This window comes from Pantoea sp. Ap-967 (genome assembly GCF_011752565.1).
Lineage (GTDB): Bacteria > Pseudomonadota > Gammaproteobacteria > Pseudomonadales > Pseudomonadaceae > Aquipseudomonas.
This window is the reverse complement of the sequence record NZ_VWXK01000037.1, coordinates 14,846-31,443: the sequence shown is the minus strand read 5'-3', so window position 1 is coordinate 31,443 and position 16,598 is coordinate 14,846. Positions and strand designations below refer to the sequence as shown.

General features: G+C 63.7%; 11 protein-coding genes. 2 read left to right on the top strand and 9 right to left on the bottom strand.

All coding sequences use genetic code 11. The annotated features are described in order from the left end of the window. From nuoH to F3J45_RS26110, 9 genes are all read right to left on the bottom strand, one after another. Positions 1-1,008 (bottom strand): NADH-quinone oxidoreductase subunit NuoH, encoded by a 1,008-nt coding sequence (nuoH, locus tag F3J45_RS26150; protein ID WP_027920602.1) that lies wholly within the window; start codon positions 1,006-1,008, stop codon positions 1-3. Further along, positions 1,005-3,719, bottom strand: coding sequence for an NADH-quinone oxidoreductase subunit NuoG (nuoG, locus tag F3J45_RS26145; RefSeq protein WP_167069931.1), 2,715 nt, complete (start codon positions 3,717-3,719; stop codon positions 1,005-1,007). Before nuoG ends, nuoH begins: the two co-directional genes overlap by 4 nt. A 133-nt stretch (positions 3,720-3,852) precedes the next feature. Beyond that, entirely contained in the window at positions 3,853-5,214 is a 1,362-nt protein-coding gene (gene nuoF, locus F3J45_RS26140) for an NADH-quinone oxidoreductase subunit NuoF (protein ID WP_167069929.1), read from the bottom strand. Then, a complete protein-coding gene (nuoE, locus tag F3J45_RS26135) occupies positions 5,211-5,708 on the bottom strand; it encodes an NADH-quinone oxidoreductase subunit NuoE (RefSeq protein WP_161892702.1) in 498 nt (165 codons plus the stop codon). Before nuoE ends, nuoF begins: the two co-directional genes overlap by 4 nt. 2 nt (positions 5,709-5,710) lie before the next feature. Continuing rightward, complete coding sequence (gene nuoC, locus F3J45_RS26130) at positions 5,711-7,492, bottom strand: NADH-quinone oxidoreductase subunit C/D (RefSeq protein ID WP_167069927.1); 1,782 nt, start codon at positions 7,490-7,492, stop codon at positions 5,711-5,713. Positions 7,493-7,571: 79 nt separating this feature from the next. Then, positions 7,572-8,249 carry an NADH-quinone oxidoreductase subunit B family protein gene (locus F3J45_RS26125; protein WP_029614113.1) on the bottom strand — a complete coding sequence of 226 codons (678 nt, stop codon included), beginning with the start codon at positions 8,247-8,249 and terminating at the stop codon, positions 7,572-7,574. A gap of 10 nt (positions 8,250-8,259) precedes the next feature. Further along, entirely contained in the window at positions 8,260-8,673 is a 414-nt protein-coding gene (locus F3J45_RS26120; protein WP_011534614.1) for an NADH-quinone oxidoreductase subunit A, read from the bottom strand. Between the two features lie 763 nt (positions 8,674-9,436). Next, positions 9,437-10,762: an isocitrate lyase gene (gene aceA, locus F3J45_RS26115; RefSeq protein WP_167069925.1), complete on the bottom strand. Its 1,326-nt coding sequence runs from the start codon at positions 10,760-10,762 to the stop codon at positions 9,437-9,439. 489 nt (positions 10,763-11,251) lie between these two features. Further along, positions 11,252-11,986 (bottom strand): secretin N-terminal domain-containing protein, encoded by a 735-nt coding sequence (locus F3J45_RS26110; RefSeq protein WP_167069923.1) that lies wholly within the window; start codon positions 11,984-11,986, stop codon positions 11,252-11,254. Positions 11,987-12,280: 294 nt separating this feature from the next. On the opposite strand from F3J45_RS26110, the gene mgtA reads away from it, so the two are divergent. Further along, complete coding sequence (mgtA, locus tag F3J45_RS26105) at positions 12,281-14,965, top strand: magnesium-translocating P-type ATPase (protein WP_167069921.1); 2,685 nt, start codon at positions 12,281-12,283, stop codon at positions 14,963-14,965. 129 nt (positions 14,966-15,094) lie between these two features. After that, entirely contained in the window at positions 15,095-16,537 is a 1,443-nt protein-coding gene (locus F3J45_RS26100) for a SulP family inorganic anion transporter (protein ID WP_167069919.1), read from the top strand. Positions 16,538-16,598 lie beyond the last annotated feature (61 nt).

Sequence of the window (16,598 nt, the reverse complement as noted above, 5' to 3'; positions counted from 1 at the left end):
TCACTGGGCCGCGACGGCTGGCGTGTTGTAGAGCACGATCGCAGCGGTCACCAGCAAATTGATCAGGGTCAGCGGCAGGCAGAACTTCCAGCTGAAGTCCATCACCTGGTCATAGCGTGGGCGCGGGATCGAGGCGCGCAGCAGGATGAACAGCATGATGAAGAACGCGGTCTTCAGGGCGAACCACAGGAACGACAGTTGCGGCAGGATGCCGAACGGGCCGTGCCAGCCGCCGAAGAACAGGGTCACCAGCAGCGCCGAGATGAGGATGATGCCGATGTACTCACCGACGAAGAACATGCCCCATTTCATGCCGGCATACTCGATGTGGTAGCCGTCGGCCAGTTCCTGTTCCGCTTCTGGCTGGTCGAAGGGGTGACGGTGAGTCACGGCCACGCCGGCGATGAAGAAGGTGCAGAAACCGAAGAACTGCGGAATGATGAACCACAGGTTCTGGGCTTGGTATTCAACGATGTCGCGCATGTTGAACGAACCCACCTGCACCACCACGCCCATCAGCGCCAGGCCCAGGAACACTTCGTACGACACGGTCTGCGCCGAGGCGCGCAAGCTGCCCAGCAGGGCGTACTTGTTGTTCGACGACCAGCCGGCGAACAGCACCGCGTAGACCGACAGGCCGGCCATGGCGAAGAAGAACAGCAGGCCGATGTTCAGGTCGGCGACGCCCCACAGCGGGGTGATCGGAATCACGCAGAAGGCGATCAGCAGGGCACTCATGGCCACCACTGGCGCCAGGGTGAAGATCATGCGATCGACGAAGGGCGGGTTCCAGTCTTCCTTGAAGAACATCTTCAGCATGTCGGCAGCGATCTGGAACATACCGAACGGGCCGACGCGGTTCGGACCGTAACGGTCCTGCCACCAGCCCAGCAGGCGGCGCTCGACGAAGCTGAGCAGCGCGCCGCAGACCACCACCGCGAGCAGGACCACCACGGCCCGGACCACGGTGAGGATCACATCGATCACTTCGGGGGTGAACCAGCTCATTGTGCTGCCTCCTGCAGACCTTCGACGGATGCACCGAAGATGGCAGGCGGAATGCCGGCCAGGCCTTTGGGCAGGGCCACCAGGCCTGCGCCCAGTGCTTCATTGATGCGCAGCGGCAGGCGCAGGGCCACGCCAGCCACGTTCAGGCTCAGCAGGGCACCTTCGTTGACGCCCAGGCGGTCGGCTTCGGACTTGGCCAGGGCCACGTAGGCGGCCGGGATGCGCTCTTGCACCGGGGTGGCGCGCGAGGAGTTCTCTTCGCTGCCGAACAGGTGGAAGAACGGAACCGCCGTCCAGGTGCCACGGGCTGGGTTGAAGGCGCCTGGAACGGCGTTGAACCAGCTCAGGCGGTCGCCTTGCGACTCGATCAGGCGCACGCCAGGGTCACCGGCACGCAGGTGGCCGCCGACCTCGTCCTGAAACTTGTTCCAGGCCTGTGGCGAGTTCCAGCCCGGCGACCAGGCGAACGGTACTTGCTGGCGCGGTTCGGCCGAGCCCGAGTAGCCTTCCATGGAGAAGGCGAACGCGGTGTCCTTGTCCTGCGGGGTACGTGGCTCGTGCACGCTGATGTTGGCGCGCATGGCGGTACGGCCGGAGTAGCGCAGCGGCTCACGGGCGAGCTTCATGCCCTTGATGCGGAATGCCGCGCTTGGCGCTGCGTTGACGATGCCGGCCAGTTGCGGGGCGGCTTCGGCGCAGGCGCTGGTGACGTGGTCCAGCTGGGTCCAGTCGACCGGCTTGTTGAGCAGGGTGGCACGCAGGGCGTGCATCCAGCGCCAGCCTTCGTGGACTTGAATGCTGCTGTCCAGGTACTGCGGGTCGAACACCTGGAAGAAGCGCTGGGCACGACCTTCCTGGCTGACCAGGGTGCCGTCGCCTTCGGCGAACGAGGCCGCTGGCAGCACCAGGTGGGCGCGGTCGAGGGTCGCGGTCTTGGAGTGGTCGGCAACGATCACCACCTTGGCCGCAGCCAGGGCAGCGTCGACCTTGGCGGCCGCTACGCGGGCGTACAGGTCGTTTTCCAGCACCACGATGGCGTCGGCCTTGCCGCTGATTACAGCGTCCAGCGCGGCATCGACGGAGTCGCCGCCGAGCATGGCCAGGCCCAGGCTGTTGGCCTCAGGCACCACCAGGCTCAGCGAGCCGTTCTTCTCGCGCAGTTGCAGGGCCTTGGCGATGTTGGCGGCGGCTTCGATCAGCGCAGGGTCGGCCAGGGACGTGCCCGCTACCACCAGTGGGCGCTTGGCGGCGACCAGGGCATCGGCGATGCGCTGGGCCAGGGCCTTGGCTTCTGCGTCCAGGCCTTCGACGGCCGGGGCGCTCGGGTCGATGGCGTTGGCCACGGCGAAGCCCAGGCGCGCCAGGTCGGCAGGGGCTGCGTGCACGCATTCCTCGGCCACGTCGTCCAGCTTGGTTTCAGCCAGCGAGGCGATGAACAGCGGGTACAGCGCGTGCTGGCCGATGTTCTTCACCGCAGCGTCGAGCCACGGCTGCACTTTCATCGCTTCGGCCATGGCCTCGGCCTTGCCCTTGGTGGCCTGGCGCACGGCCAGGGCAACGCGGGCAGCGGTTTGGGTCAGGTCTTCACCGAGCACGAACACGGCGTCGTGGTCTTCGATGTCGCGCAGGGTCGGCACCGGCAGCGGGCTGTTGTTCAGCACGTTCAGGGCCAGGCGCACACGGGCCAGCTCGCCGGCTTCCATACCGCTGTAGAAGTAGTCGGCGCCCACCAGCTCACGCAGGCCGTAGTTGCTTTCCAGGCTGGCGCGTGGCGAGCCGATACCGACGATGGTACGGCCGCGCAGCAGGTCGGCGGCCTTGTCCAGGGCGGCGTCCAGGCTCAGCTTGGTGCCGTCGGCCAGGTAAGGCTGGCGCGGGCGGTCCTTGCGGTTGACGTAGCCGTAGCCGAAGCGGCCGCGGTCGCACAGGAAGTACTGGTTGACCGAGCCGTTGAAACGGTTCTCGATCCGGCGCAGTTCGCCATAGCGCTCGCCCGGGCTGATGTTGCAGCCGCTGGAGCAGCCGTGGCAGATGCTTGGGGCGAACTGCATGTCCCACTTGCGGTTGTAGCGCTCGGAGTGGGTCTTGTCGGTGAACACACCGGTTGGGCAGACCTCGGTCAGGTTGCCGGAGAACTCGCTTTCCAGCACGCCGTCTTCGACGCGGCCGAAGTACACGTTGTCGTGGGCGCCATATACGCCCAGGTCGGTACCACCGGCGTAGTCCTTGTAGTAGCGCACGCAGCGGTAGCAGGCGATGCAGCGGTTCATCTCATGGGCGATGAACGGGCCGAGGTCCTGGTTCTGGTGGGTACGCTTGGTGAAACGGTAGCGGCGCTCGTTGTGGCCGGTCATTACCGTCATGTCCTGCAGGTGGCAGTGGCCGCCTTCCTCGCACACCGGGCAGTCGTGCGGGTGGTTGGTCATCAGCCATTCGACGACGCTGGCGCGAAACGCCTTGGACTCATCGTCATCGATGGAAATCCAGGTGCCGTCGGAGGCAGGGGTCATGCAGGACATGACGATACGACCACGGGTGTCGTTCTCGTCGGTGTACTGCTTGACCGCACACTGCCGGCAGGCGCCGACGCTACCGAGCGCCGGGTGCCAGCAGAAATAGGGGATGTCGAGGCCCAGTGACAGACACGCCTGTAACAGGTTGTCTGCACCGTTGACTTCGAGCGCTTTGCCGTCTACGTGGATAGTGGCCATTGTTCAAAGTTCTTCGTTGGCCCGCGTGAGCGGGCGTGGCTAATGGAAATCGGTGAGCGTGCGGCACGCCACAATCAGGTTGGGCCTGCCAGTACGCTGGCGAGTGGCACGGACCACCCGCCTAATCATCTTGTTATGCGCCGACCACGATCGGCTTGGCCAGGTTAGGGCGCAGGGTGCCAGCGCTTTCGGGCGCCACACCTGCCTCGAACTCCGACCGGAAGTACTTGATGGCACTGCCCAATGGCTCGACGGCACCTGGTGCGTGAGCACAGAAGGTGCGGCCTGGGCCGAGGAAGTTGACCAGCCCCAGCAGCGTCTCGATGTCTTCGGCGCGGCCCTGGCCTTTTTCCAGTGCGCGCAGCATCTTCACGCTCCATGGCAGGCCGTCGCGGCATGGGGTGCACCAGCCGCACGATTCGCGGGCGAAGAACTCCTCCATGTTGCGCAGCAGCGACACCATGTTGATGCTGTCGTCCACCGCCATGGCCAGGCCCGTACCCATCCGGGTGCCGACCTTGGCGATGCCACCGGCGTACATCTGCGCGTCGAGGTGCTCGGGCAGCAGGAAGCCAGTACCGGCGCCGCCTGGCTGCCAGCACTTGAGCTTGAAGCCGTCGCGCATGCCGCCGGCGTAGTCTTCGAACAGCTCGCGGGCGGTGACGCCGAACGGCAGTTCCCACAGGCCTGGGTTCTTCACCTTGCCGGAGAAGCCCATCAGCTTGGTGCCGTGGTCTTCGCTGCCTTCACGGGCCAGCGACTTGTACCAGTCGTTGCCGTTGGCGACGATGGCCGGCACGTTGCACAGGGTTTCGACGTTGTTCACGCAGGTCGGCTTGCCCCACACGCCCACGGCGGCAGGGAAGGGCGGCTTGGAGCGCGGGTTGGCGCGGCGGCCTTCCAGGGAGTTGATCAGCGCGGTTTCTTCACCGCAGATGTAACGCCCGGCGCCGGTGTGCACGAACAGCTCGAAGTCGAAGCCGCTGCCCAGGATGTTCTTGCCCAGCAGGCCTGCGGCCTTGGCTTCATCGATGGCGCGGTTGAGGTTCTTCGCGGCCGTGGTGTATTCGCCACGCAGGAAGATGTAGCCACGGTAGGCCTTCAGGGCGCGGGCGCTGATCAGCATGCCCTCGACCAGCAGATGGGGCTGTTGCTCCATCAGCATGCGGTCCTTCCAGGTGTTGGGCTCCATTTCGTCCGCGTTGCACAGCAGGTAGCGGATGTTCATGGACTCGTCTTTGGGCATCAGGCCCCACTTCACACCCGTGGGGAAGCCCGCGCCGCCACGGCCCTTGAGGCCGGAGTCCTTGACGCTTTGCACGATGTCGTCGGCGGACATCTCGGCCAGCGCCTTGCGCGCGGCGGCGTAGCCGTTCTTCGACTCGTACTCGGCCAGCCATACCGGCTCGCCGTCATCACGCAGGCGCCAGGTCAGCGGGTGGGTTTCGGCCGTACGCGCGATGCGGTTGGCCGGGCCGAAGGAAGTAATGGTCATACGTAACCCTCCAGCAGTTTGGAAACACCGGCCGGCTGCACGTCGCCGAAGGTGTCGTCGTCGATCATCAGGGCCGGGGCCTTGTCGCAGTTGCCCAGGCAGCACACCGGCAGCAGGGTGAAACGCCCGTCCGCGGTGGTTTGGCCCAGGCCGATGCCCAGCTCGTTCTGGATCTGGCTGACCACCGATTCGTGGCCGCCGATGTAGCAGACCATGCTGTCGCACACACGGATGATGTGGCGGCCCACCGGCTGGCGGAAGATCTGGCTGTAGAAGGTGGCCACACCCTCGACGTCGCTGGCCGGGATGCCCAGCACTTCGCCGATGGCGTGGATGGCGCCGTCCGGCACCCAGCCACGTTCTTTCTGGACGATCTTCAGGGCTTCGATGGACGCCGCGCGCGGGTCCTCGTAGTGATGCATTTCGTGCTCGATGGCCGAGCGCTCGGTTTCGCTCAGGGCGAAACGGTCTGTCTGGATAAGCGTGCTGTTCATGCTTAGCGGTCCACGTCAGCCATAACGAAGTCGATACTGCCCAGGTACGCAATGAGGTCGGCGACCATGCTGCCTTTGATCACCGAAGGGATCTGCTGCAGGTGCGGGTAGCTCGGGGTACGGATCCGGGTGCGGTAGCTCATGGTGCCGCCATCGCTCGTCAGGTAGTAACTGTTGATGCCCTTGGTCGCCTCGATCATCTGGAACGACTCGTTGGCCGGCATCACCGGGCCCCACGAGACTTGCAGGAAGTGCGTGATCAGGGTTTCGATGTGCTGCAGGGTGCGCTCTTTCGGCGGCGGCGTGGTCAGCGGGTGGTCCGCCTTGTACGGGCCTTCCGGCATGTTGCGCAGGCACTGGTCGATGATGCGGATACTCTGGCGCATCTCCTCGACACGGACCATGCAGCGGTCGTAGGCATCGCCGTTGTGGGCCAGCGGTACTTCGAACTCGAAATTCTCGTAGCCGGAGTAGGGGCGGGCTTTACGCAGGTCGAAGTCGCAACCGGTGGAACGCAGGCCGGCACCGGTGGTACCCCATTCCAGGGCTTCCTTGGTGTTGTACGCGGCAACGCCGATGGTACGGCCCTTGAGGATGCTGTTCTGCAGGGCCGCCTTGGTGTATTCGTCCAGGCGCTTGGGCAGCCATTCGACGAAGTCCTTGACCAGCTTGTCCCAGCCGCGCGGCAGGTCGTGGGCGACGCCACCGATGCGGTACCAGGCCGGGTGCAGGCGGAAACCGGTGATCGCCTCGATCACGGTGTAGGCGCGCTGGCGGTCGGTGAAGGTGAAGAACACCGGGGTCATGGCGCCAACGTCCTGGATGTAGGTACCCAGGAACAGCAGGTGGCTGGTGATGCGGAAGAACTCGGCCAACATGATGCGGATCACGTCGACCTTCTGCGGCACCTGGATGCCGGCCAGCTTCTCCACCGCGAGCACGTACGGCAGGTTGTTCATCACCCCGCCGAGGTAGTCGATACGGTCGGTGTAGGGGATGAAGCTGTGCCAGGACTGGCGCTCGGCCATTTTTTCGGCGCCACGGTGGTGGTAGCCGATGTCGGGCACGCAGTCGACGATCTCTTCACCGTCCAGCTGCAGCACGATACGGAAGGCGCCGTGGGCTGAAGGGTGGTTCGGGCCCAGGTTGAGGAACATGTAGTCCTCGTTGGCGCCGTGGCGCTTCATGCCCCAGGCTTCAGGGTTGAAACGTGCCGATTCCTCTTCGAGCTGCTGCTTGGCCAGGGTCAGGCTGTAGGGGTCGAACTCGGTGGCGCGGGCCGGGTAGTCCTTGCGCAGCGGGTGGCCTTCCCAGGTGGGCGGCATCATGATGCGGCTCAGGTGCGGGTGGCCGGCGAAGTCGATGCCGAACATGTCCCACACTTCGCGCTCGTACCAGTTGGCGTTCGGCCAGATACCGGTCACGGTCGGCAGGTTCAGGTCGCCTTCGCTGAGCGACACCTTGATCATCACGTCGCTGTTACGCTCGACCGACAGCAGGTGGTAGAACACGCTGAAGTCGGCGGCTGGCAGGCCACGGCGCTGGGTGCGCAGGCGTTCGTCGACGCCGTGCAGGTCGTACAGCATGCTGTATGGCTTGGCCACGCCGCGCAGGAAGCTCAGCACTTCCTTGAGCTGGGCGCGCTTGACCCACAGCACGGGCATGCCGGTGCGGGTTTCCTGGGCGACGAATGCGTCGGCGCCAAAACGGTTGTGCAGTTCGACGACCACATCCTGGTCGTCTGCCTTGTAGGGCGGAATGAAAATAGCGTTGTCCGCTGTCATGGTCTCGGTCGCTTCGGGTCAGCGTTAAGAATGAAGCCAGGCCGCCGGCTCCTTGGGGAGCGGGCGGCAGGTCGCTGGATCAGACTTCGTCGGGGCTGCGCAGGTTGGTTACCGCAATGCGCTGTTCACGACGCAGGTCTTTCTGGGCTGGCATCTCGGCACGGTAGATGCCTTGATCACCAACAACCCAGGAAAGCGGGCGTCGTTCTTGGCCGATCGACTCCTGCAGCAGCATCAAGCCTTGCAGGAAAGCCTCAGGGCGTGGCGGGCAGCCAGGCACGTAGACGTCCACGGGGAGGAACTTGTCGACCCCCTGAACGACCGAGTAGATGTCGTACATGCCACCGGAGTTGGCGCACGACCCCATGGAGATGACCCACTTCGGCTCAAGCATCTGCTCGTACAGGCGCTGAATGATCGGCGCCATTTTGACGAAGCAGGTACCGGCGATGACCATGAAGTCGGCCTGGCGCGGCGAAGCCCGGATGACTTCGGCGCCGAAGCGGGCGATGTCGTGGGGCGCCGTGAAGGCCGTGGTCATTTCCACGTAGCAGCAGGACAGGCCGAAGTTGTACGGCCAGAGGGAGTTCTTGCGCCCCCAGTTGACCGCGCCACGCAGCACATCTTCGAGTTTCCCCATATAGATGTTCTTGTGGACCTGGTCCTCCAGCAGTTGGTCGGTGACGGTTTCCCGATCACCTACCGGGTACTGCTCGTTGGGCGCATCCGGATCGATTCTGGTGAGATTGTATTGCATTGCCAAAGCCTCATTGTTTCAGCTTCGCTTGCCGCTTGCGGCGACCTTCGGGTGCCCAGTCAAGGGCTCCGACGCGCCAAAGGTAGACAAGACCTGCCAACAGAATTGCTATGAAAACGAGTGCTTCGACGAATCCGGTCCAGCCGCTTTCGCGGACGGACACAGACCATGCATACAGGAAGAGGGCTTCGATATCGAAGATCACGAACAGCATCGCGACCAGATAGAATTTGGCGGACAGGCGCAGGCGGGCGCTGCCGACGGGCAGCATGCCGGATTCGAAGGGTTCGTTCTTGGCGCGGCCCCAGGCCTTGCTACCGAGCAGGCTGGAGAGGCCGAGCATGAAGGCACACAGGCCGACGACACCCAGGAGGAAGATGGCAAAGCCCCAGTTGTGGGCGATGAGTCCTGCCGAATCGGACATGCTAGAAATCCTTATACAGAGACCCAGCTCTGCAGTCTGAAATAAGTAGAGCGGCGACGTGGTGTCGCAGGTGCAGTGACCAAATGTCGCAGCTGAATCAATCGGGCTGATTTTATGGGTAAACCCGGTGCAAGTAAATTTTCCGTTGCAAATTTATTCGTAGGATTAAGAACAAAAGGGCCGCGTAACTGGCTGAAAGCCTTGAGATTCGGGCATTGCGAACGGTTTTGTTAATTATGTTTCTTGCGACTGGTAACGAATTACAAGTTGCGTAATGATAATTAATATCATTTGACCTGATGCCTTCTAATTGGGCTGTTCTGCCGCTTGTAAAGTTCATCTGGCGATTTCCCCTACTTGCAAATGCGAAAGAATCTTGTTCTAGCAGCTTTTGCGCGCGTGCGTACCGCTCTGGGTCAATGCTTTGGTGGTTGGGGTGAAGCATAGACGTGATCTGGCGTCATGGCCTGCGGGTGTCCGCCATGACAGGTTTGGCGCCTGTGAAATCGAGCGCCGCCCGCGCGGCGCATCGCGAGCTGCGCTCGCTCCTACAGAGGACCGCGCGCGGTGGCCACATGAACATTGGCCCGAAACAGACGTAGGAGCGAGCGCAGCTCGCGAAGCGCCGCGCGGGCGGCGCTCGATCTCCCAGGCGCTGCACCTCTACCGCCGGGCTCCCCACGCCGTGCACCCCAATCCCCACGCAAAAAAAAGCCCGGAGCTCTCACAAGCCCCGGGCCTTTCTCGATCAGCTACCCACTATTCAGTGGAACTGCTCCTCCTCAGTCGACCCAGTCAGCGCAGTCACCGACGATGCCCCACCCTGAATCACCGTGGTCATGTCGTCGAAGTAACCCGTGCCCACCTCTTGCTGGTGCGCCACGAAGGTGTAGCCCTTGCTGGCGTCGGCGAATTCCTGCTCCTGCAGCTTCACATACGCGGTCATGTCGTTGCGGGCGTAGTCGTGCGCCAGGTTGAACATGCCGTGCCACATGTTGTGAATGCCCGCCAGGGTGATGAACTGGTGCTTGTAGCCCATCGCCGACAGCTCGCGCTGGAACTTGGCAATGGTCGCGTCGTCCAGGTTCTTCTTCCAGTTGAAGGAAGGCGAGCAGTTGTACGACAGCAGCTGGTCCGGGTACTCCTTCTTGATCGCCTCGGCGAAGCGACGGGCCTCGTCCAGGTCCGGCTTGGCGGTTTCGCACCAGATCAGGTCGGCATACGGGGCGTAGGCCAGGCCCCGGGCGATGGCCTGGTCGAGGCCGGCACGCACCTTGTAGAAGCCTTCGCGGGTACGCTCGCCGATCACGAACGGCTGGTCATACGGGTCGCAGTCACTGGTCAGCAGGTCGGCGGCGTTGGCGTCGGTGCGGGCCAGGATGATGGTTGGCACGCCAGCCACGTCAGCGGCCAGGCGCGCGGCCACCAGCTTCTGCACCGCTTCCTGGGTCGGTACCAGTACCTTGCCGCCCATGTGGCCGCATTTTTTCACCGAGGCCAGCTGGTCTTCGAAGTGCACGCCGGCGGCGCCCGCTTCGATCATGTTCTTCATCAGCTCGTAGGCGTTCAGCACGCCGCCGAAACCGGCTTCGGCGTCGGCCACGATGGGGGCGAAGTAGTCGATGTAGCCTTCGTCACCTGGGTTCTTGCCGGCTTTCCACTGGATCTGGTCGGCGCGGCGGAACGAGTTGTTGATGCGCTTGACCACGGTTGGCACCGAGTCGACCGGGTACAGCGACTGGTCAGGGTACATGGACTCGGCCGAGTTGTTGTCGGCGGCCACCTGCCAGCCCGACAGGTAGATGGCCTGGATACCGGCTTTTACCTGCTGCACCGCCTGGCCGCCGGTGAGGGCGCCCATGCAGTTGACGAAATCTTTTTCCGGGCGGAAGGACGGGTGGGCACCCTGGGTGACCAGCTTCCACAGTTTTTCTGCACCCACGCGGGCCAGGGTGTGCTCCGGCTGCAGGGAGCCACGCAGGCGAACGACATCGGCGGCGGTGTAGGTACGGGTCACGCCTTTCCAGCGCGGGTTCTCGGCCCAGTCTTTTTCGAGGGCTGCAATTTGCTGTTCGCGTGTCAGTGCCATGGAAATAAACCTCGTCGCATCGATCTTGGGTTAATTGTGCTGATGCTCGGGGCAGATCAGGGACCTGGCGGCTGTCCTGTCCGGGGGAGTGCGGCAGCGAACGCGAAGGCGCGAGGGGGAAGGAGGTGCAGGCCAGGCGCAAGGGTGCTCCAGCAGGTCGGCTCGTGGTTGCCTTGTGCGGTGCGACGCGATTGCCAGTGCTGCGGTGATGCGCTTCCGTCCCTCGGGACAACTTCTTCGTTGCAGTCGCAATCCCGTCGAACCGCCTTGTGGGCCGTATAGACACGAGGTGCCTCCAGGGGTGGGAGGAGTGCGCCTCGAAGGCCCTTGCCAGGGCCCCTGATTAGCGGGAGCGAGGCCATCATGCCCTCGTGAAAAAGTGCCTGTCAAATGTTTTGTAGTGCTTTTTTAGGCTTACTACATCTTTGGTCTAATGCGACTCTGCGGTCAGTTTCAAGGCCTTTGGTCGAGGCCTTGAGTTGCCTGGGATCAGTCCAAAAGGTCGACTTTTACCCGCACTGTCATGTTTTCACCCCGCTGGGTGCTGTAAGTACGGCTTGACGGGTCGCGGCCGGCTTGGCTCTGCTGGTTGTGGCCGGCCAACACGATCCACTCACCGAGCCTTCCGGTGATTGTCGTGTCGGTACTTTGCACTTTCACTACATCAGCGCGTTCCTGGCTCATTCGGTCGTTATTGGTGCTTATTTGCAGACGAACGGTTTCCCCGCTCAAGCTTGGCGTTACATAGAAACCCTGGGTCACATTGCGGTATTCGGTGTTGCTCTGGAGGCGCCCGTAGCCGTCCGTACTGGTGCTGGTAATTGGAATGCTCTGGCCCACCTGAATCAGCGCGGGCTGGCCTTCGCTGGCTTGAATTTGCTGCAGGCCGCCCTCGCGGTTGCTGGTGCCGTAGTGGATGACCCGGCCATTGCCGCGGTTGTCCTGGTAGTTGCTGTCATCGTTGTCGACGCTGATCAACAAGCGCTTGGGCGCGGTGTCCAGTTGCTGCAGCAAGGCGCGCAGGTCGTCGATGCGCTCGGCACTGGCGTTGACGATCAGCTTGTTTTCGAAGGCGCTGACCGTGCCGTCGCGGCCAATGAACGACTGGGCGGCAGGCAGCAGTTCAGCGCTGCTGCGGTGCTGCAGCGGCAGCACTTCGGTGGCGGCCTGGGCACTGAGGCTGGCGGCCAGCAGCAGGGAGGCGAAAAGGGGGCGTAGCGGCATGTCCATGATCTCCGCAGGTGGAATCAACATGATGGCAAATTTGCCGCAGGTTTGCCGGGCCTGGGTCACGGCGCCCGGTTTTTTCCGGTGCCGACACGGCCAATGATGAAACCTTTTTCAGCTTCGCCACTGCCGCTTCGCCTCGGGCTATTCTAGGGGCTCCACTCACTGGAAAAGACAAACCCCATGTCAGGTCCACGAAGTACCACCCCGCGATACGAAGTGCCCGCACCCGCCGGCTAGCTGGTGGTGCGCCCGTGCTTCGCGTCGCCTCCCGCGGCAGGAGCACAGATCATGACCGTAAAAGAACGCAACAACCTCGCTTCCCACTTCACCCCGGCTGCCCACCCAGGGCTTGCCGAAACCTTTGCACGCCTGCACGCCACCCGCCATGGCCTGAGCGAAGCCGAGGCCGCACGCCGGCTGGCCCGCGACGGCGCCAACGAGGCGCTGCACGGCAAACCGCAACCGGCCTGGCTGCAACTGCTGGCTGCGCTGCACAACCCGTTCATCTATGTGCTGCTGGCCCTGGGCGCAATCAGCTTCGTCACCGATTACTGGCTGCCGATTCGGGCAGGCAATGCGGGCGATGCCGACCTGACCAAGGTCGTCATCATCCTCACCATGGTCAGCCTCAGCACCCTGCTGCGTTTTTGGCAGGAGTACCGTTCGGGCAAGGCCGCCAGCGCGCTCAAAGCCATGGTGCGCACCACTGCCACGGTGCTGCGCAGCGAGGCAGAAGGGCAGGACGGGCGCCTGCGCGAAGTGCCCATGGCCGAGCTGGTGGTCGGTGATGTGGTGCAGCTGCATGCCGGTGACATGATTCCCGCCGACGTGCGCCTGATCGAGTCGCGCGACCTGTTCATCAGCCAGGCCGTGCTGACCGGCGAAGCGCTGCCGGTGGAAAAGTACGACACCCTCGGCAATGTCGCGCAGAAAAGCGCCGGTGACAGCGATGGCGCCGGGGAGCCACTGCTGGACAACGCCAATGTGTGCTTCATGGGCACCAACGTGGTCAGCGGGCGCGCCCGTGCGCTGGTGATCGCCACGGGCCGTAACACCTATTTCGGCAGCCTGGCCAAGGCCATTTCCGGCTCGCGCAGCGAAACCGCCTTCGACCGTGGGGTGAACAGCGTCAGCCGCCTGCTGATCCGCTTCATGCTGGTAATGGTGCCGGTGGTGTTCCTGCTCAACGGCTTTGCCAAGCATGACTGGAGCGACGCTTTTCTGTTCGCCCTGGCCGTGGCCGTAGGGCTGACCCCGGAAATGCTGCCGATGATCGTCAGCGCCAACCTGGCCAAGGGCGCCGTGGCCATGGCCCGGCGGCGGGTGGTGGTGAAACGCCTGAACGCCATCCAGAACTTCGGCTCGATGGATGTGCTGTGCACCGACAAGACCGGCACCCTGACCGAGGACCGGATCATCCTTGAACAGTGCCTGGCCGCTGATGGCAGCGCCGACCCGCGGCTGCTGGAACTGGCCTGGCTCAACAGCCATCACCAGAGCGGGGTAAGGAACCTGATGGACCAGGCTGTGCTGCGTCGCACCGCCGAAACCCCAGGGTTCGAGGCGCCGTTCGCCTACACCAAGGTCGACGAGCTGCCGTTCGACTTCATCCGTCGCCGGCTGTCGGTGGTGGTCAAGGACCCGCTGGGTGATCGCCTGATGGTCAGCAAGGGCGCGGTCGAGGAGATGCTGGAGATTGCCAGCCATGTCGAGCTGCATGGCCTGCGTGTGCCGCTCGATGAGCAGCGCCGCAGCCAGCTGCGCGCCTTCGCCGATGCCCGCAATGCCGAAGGGCTGCGCGTGCTGCTGCTGGCAACCCGTGAGCTGGGCAATGACTTCAGCAAAGTGCAGTACGCCGTGGAGGATGAACACAACCTGGTGATTCGCGGCATCCTGACCTTCCTCGACCCGCCGAAAGAAAGCGCAGGGCCCGCCATTGAGGCGCTGGCCGGCATGGGTGTGCAGGTCAAGGTGCTGACCGGCGACAGCGCCGAAGTGTGCTGCAAAGTGTGCCGTGAGGTGGGGCTGAACCCTGGTGAGCCGCTGCTCGGCCAGGCCATCGAAGGCATGGACGATGCCCGCCTGGCAGCCGAAGTCGAGGTGCGTACGGTGTTCGCACGGCTCACCCCGCTGCAGAAATCGCGGGTGCTCAAGGCCTTGCAGGGTAACGGCCACACCGTGGGTTTCCTGGGCGACGGCATCAATGACGCCCCGGCCCTGCGTGACGCCGATGTGGGCATTTCGGTGGACAGCGCCACCGACATCGCCAAGGAATCGGCCGATATCATCCTGCTCGACAAAAGCCTGCGGGTGCTGGGCGACGGTGTGCTGCAAGGGCGGGAAACCTTCGGCAACATCATGAAGTACCTGTGCATGACCGCCAGCTCCAACTTCGGCAACGTGTTCTCGGTGCTGGTGGCCAGTGCGTTCATCCCGTTCCTGCCGATGCTGGCCATCCAGCTGCTGCTGCAGAACCTGATGTACGACGCTTCGCAGCTGGCCTTGCCATGGGACCGCCTGGATGGCGACTTCCTGGTTCAGCCGCGCAAATGGGATGCCCGTAACATTGGCCGCTTCATGCTCTGGGTGGGGCCGACCTCGTCGGTGTTCGACATCACCACGTTCGCCCTGATGTGGTACGTGTTCGCCGCCAACAGCGTGCACATGCAGGCGCTGTTCCAGTCGGGCTGGTTCGTCGAGGGGCTGCTGTCGCAAACGCTGGTGGTGCACATGCTGCGCACCCGCAAGGTGCCGTTCTTCCAAAGCCGCGCCGCATTGCCAGTGACCCTGGCCACGTTGCTGGTGATGGGCCTGGGCATCTACCTGCCGTTCTCCTCGCTGGGGGCGATGGTCGGGTTGGTGCCGCTGCCGCTGGCCTACTTCCCTTGGCTGGTGGCGACGCTGGTGGGCTATTGCGTGCTGGCGCAAACCATCAAGACCCTGTACATCCGCAGGTTCGGCCAGTGGTTCTGAGTGAGTAGGGCGCGAGGTGATGGAGAATGCCGCCAGGGTAGCCTGGCGGTGGCCGCTGGCCGACATTTTCCGTAACATCGCGCCCCTTGTTTTTTGCAACGTGCGCTTGCACTGCCGCTCAGGAACCCCATGAAACCCGCCCGACTACGCGCCGACCTGCTCGCCGGCCTTACTACCTCGTTCGCCCTGGTGCCCGAGTGCATCGCCTTTGCCCTGGTGGCCCACCTCAACCCGTTGATGGGCCTCTACGGCGCCTTCATCATCTGCACCCTGACCGCGCTGTTCGGCGGTCGGCCTGGGATGATTTCCGGTGCCGCCGGCTCCATGGCGGTGGTGATCGTTGCCCTGGTGGTGCAGCACGGCGTGCAGTACCTGCTGGCCACTGTGCTGCTGGGCGGCGGGATCATGATCCTGTTCGGCCTGCTGCGCCTGGGCAAGCTGGTGCGCCTGGTGCCGTACCCGGTGATGCTCGGTTTCGTCAACGGCTTGGCGATCGTCATTGCCATGGCCCAGCTGGAGCATTTCAAGGACGGTGAGCACTGGCTGGGCGGTACGCCGCTGTACCTGATGATCGGCCTGGTGGCGTTGACCATGCTGGTGGTCTACCTGCTGCCCAAGCTCACCCGCGCGGTGCCCCCGGCGCTGGTGGCGATTCTCGGGGTTGGCGTGCTGGTGTACCTGCTCGATTTGCCGACCCGTACCCTGGGCGACATGGCCCATATCGCCGGTGGCCTGCCGCAACTGGCCCTGCCGCAGGTGCCGTGGAGCCTGGATACCCTCAAGGTCATCGCCCCGTATGCCGTGCTGATGGCCCTGGTCGGCCTGCTGGAAACCTTGCTGACCCTCAACCTCACCGATGAAATCACCGAAAGCCGAGGCTTTCCGGACCGCGAGTGCGTGGCCCTGGGCGCGGCCAACCTGGTGTCTGGCTTGTGCGGTGGCATGGGCGGCTGCGCGATGATCGGCCAGACCGTGATCAACCTCAGCTCCAATGGCCGGGGCCGGTTGTCTGGCGTGGTGGCCGGGGTGATGATCCTGCTGTTCGTGCTGTTCCTGTCGCCGCTGATCGAGCGCATACCGTTGGCGGCGCTGGTGGGGGTGATGTTCGTGGTGGCCCAGCAGACCTTTGCCTGGGCATCGTTGCGGGTGCTGCACAAGGTGCCGGTGAGCGATGTGCTGGCGATCGTGGCGGTCACCGTGGTCACGGTGTTTACCGACCTGGCCACGGCGGTGCTGTTCGGCATCGTTATCGCGGCGGTGAATTTTGCCTGGCAGCATGCCCGTGAGCTGTATGCCGACAGCCATGAAGACGGCGAGGGGGGCAAGCATTACCAGGTGCATGGCACGCTGTTCTTTGCCTCGACCACGCCGTTTCTGAACCAGTTCGACCCGGCGGGCGACCCGGCCAAGGTGACCCTGGACTGCCAGCACCTGAGCTTTGTCGATTATTCGGCGATCGCTGCGTTGAAGACCTTGCGCGAGCGTTATGCCAAGGCGGGCAAGCATTTGCGCGTGGTGCATTTGTCGGAGCGTTGCAAGAAGCTGCTTAAACGGGCGGGTGAGCAGCATTGAACCTGTTTCGGCCCTGATCGCGAGCTGCGCTCGCTCCTACCGAGAGGGCGCGATCCCCGTA

Coding starts and splice junctions, on each gene's coding strand:
- nuoH (WP_027920602.1), bottom strand. CDS start 1,008: ATGAGCTGGTTCACCCCCGAAGTGATCGATGTGATCCTCACCGTGGTC.
- nuoG (WP_167069931.1), bottom strand. CDS start 3,719: ATGGCCACTATCCACGTAGACGGCAAAGCGCTCGAAGTCAACGGTGCA.
- nuoF (WP_167069929.1), bottom strand. CDS start 5,214: ATGACCATTACTTCCTTCGGCCCGGCCAACCGCATCGCGCGTACGGCC.
- nuoE (WP_161892702.1), bottom strand. CDS start 5,708: ATGAACAGCACGCTTATCCAGACAGACCGTTTCGCCCTGAGCGAAACC.
- nuoC (WP_167069927.1), bottom strand. CDS start 7,492: ATGACAGCGGACAACGCTATTTTCATTCCGCCCTACAAGGCAGACGAC.
- F3J45_RS26125 (WP_029614113.1), bottom strand. CDS start 8,249: ATGCAATACAATCTCACCAGAATCGATCCGGATGCGCCCAACGAGCAG.
- F3J45_RS26120 (WP_011534614.1), bottom strand. CDS start 8,673: ATGTCCGATTCGGCAGGACTCATCGCCCACAACTGGGGCTTTGCCATC.
- aceA (WP_167069925.1), bottom strand. CDS start 10,762: ATGGCACTGACACGCGAACAGCAAATTGCAGCCCTCGAAAAAGACTGG.
- F3J45_RS26110 (WP_167069923.1), bottom strand. CDS start 11,986: ATGCCGCTACGCCCCCTTTTCGCCTCCCTGCTGCTGGCCGCCAGCCTC.
- mgtA (WP_167069921.1), top strand. CDS start 12,281: ATGACCGTAAAAGAACGCAACAACCTCGCTTCCCACTTCACCCCGGCT.
- F3J45_RS26100 (WP_167069919.1), top strand. CDS start 15,095: ATGAAACCCGCCCGACTACGCGCCGACCTGCTCGCCGGCCTTACTACC.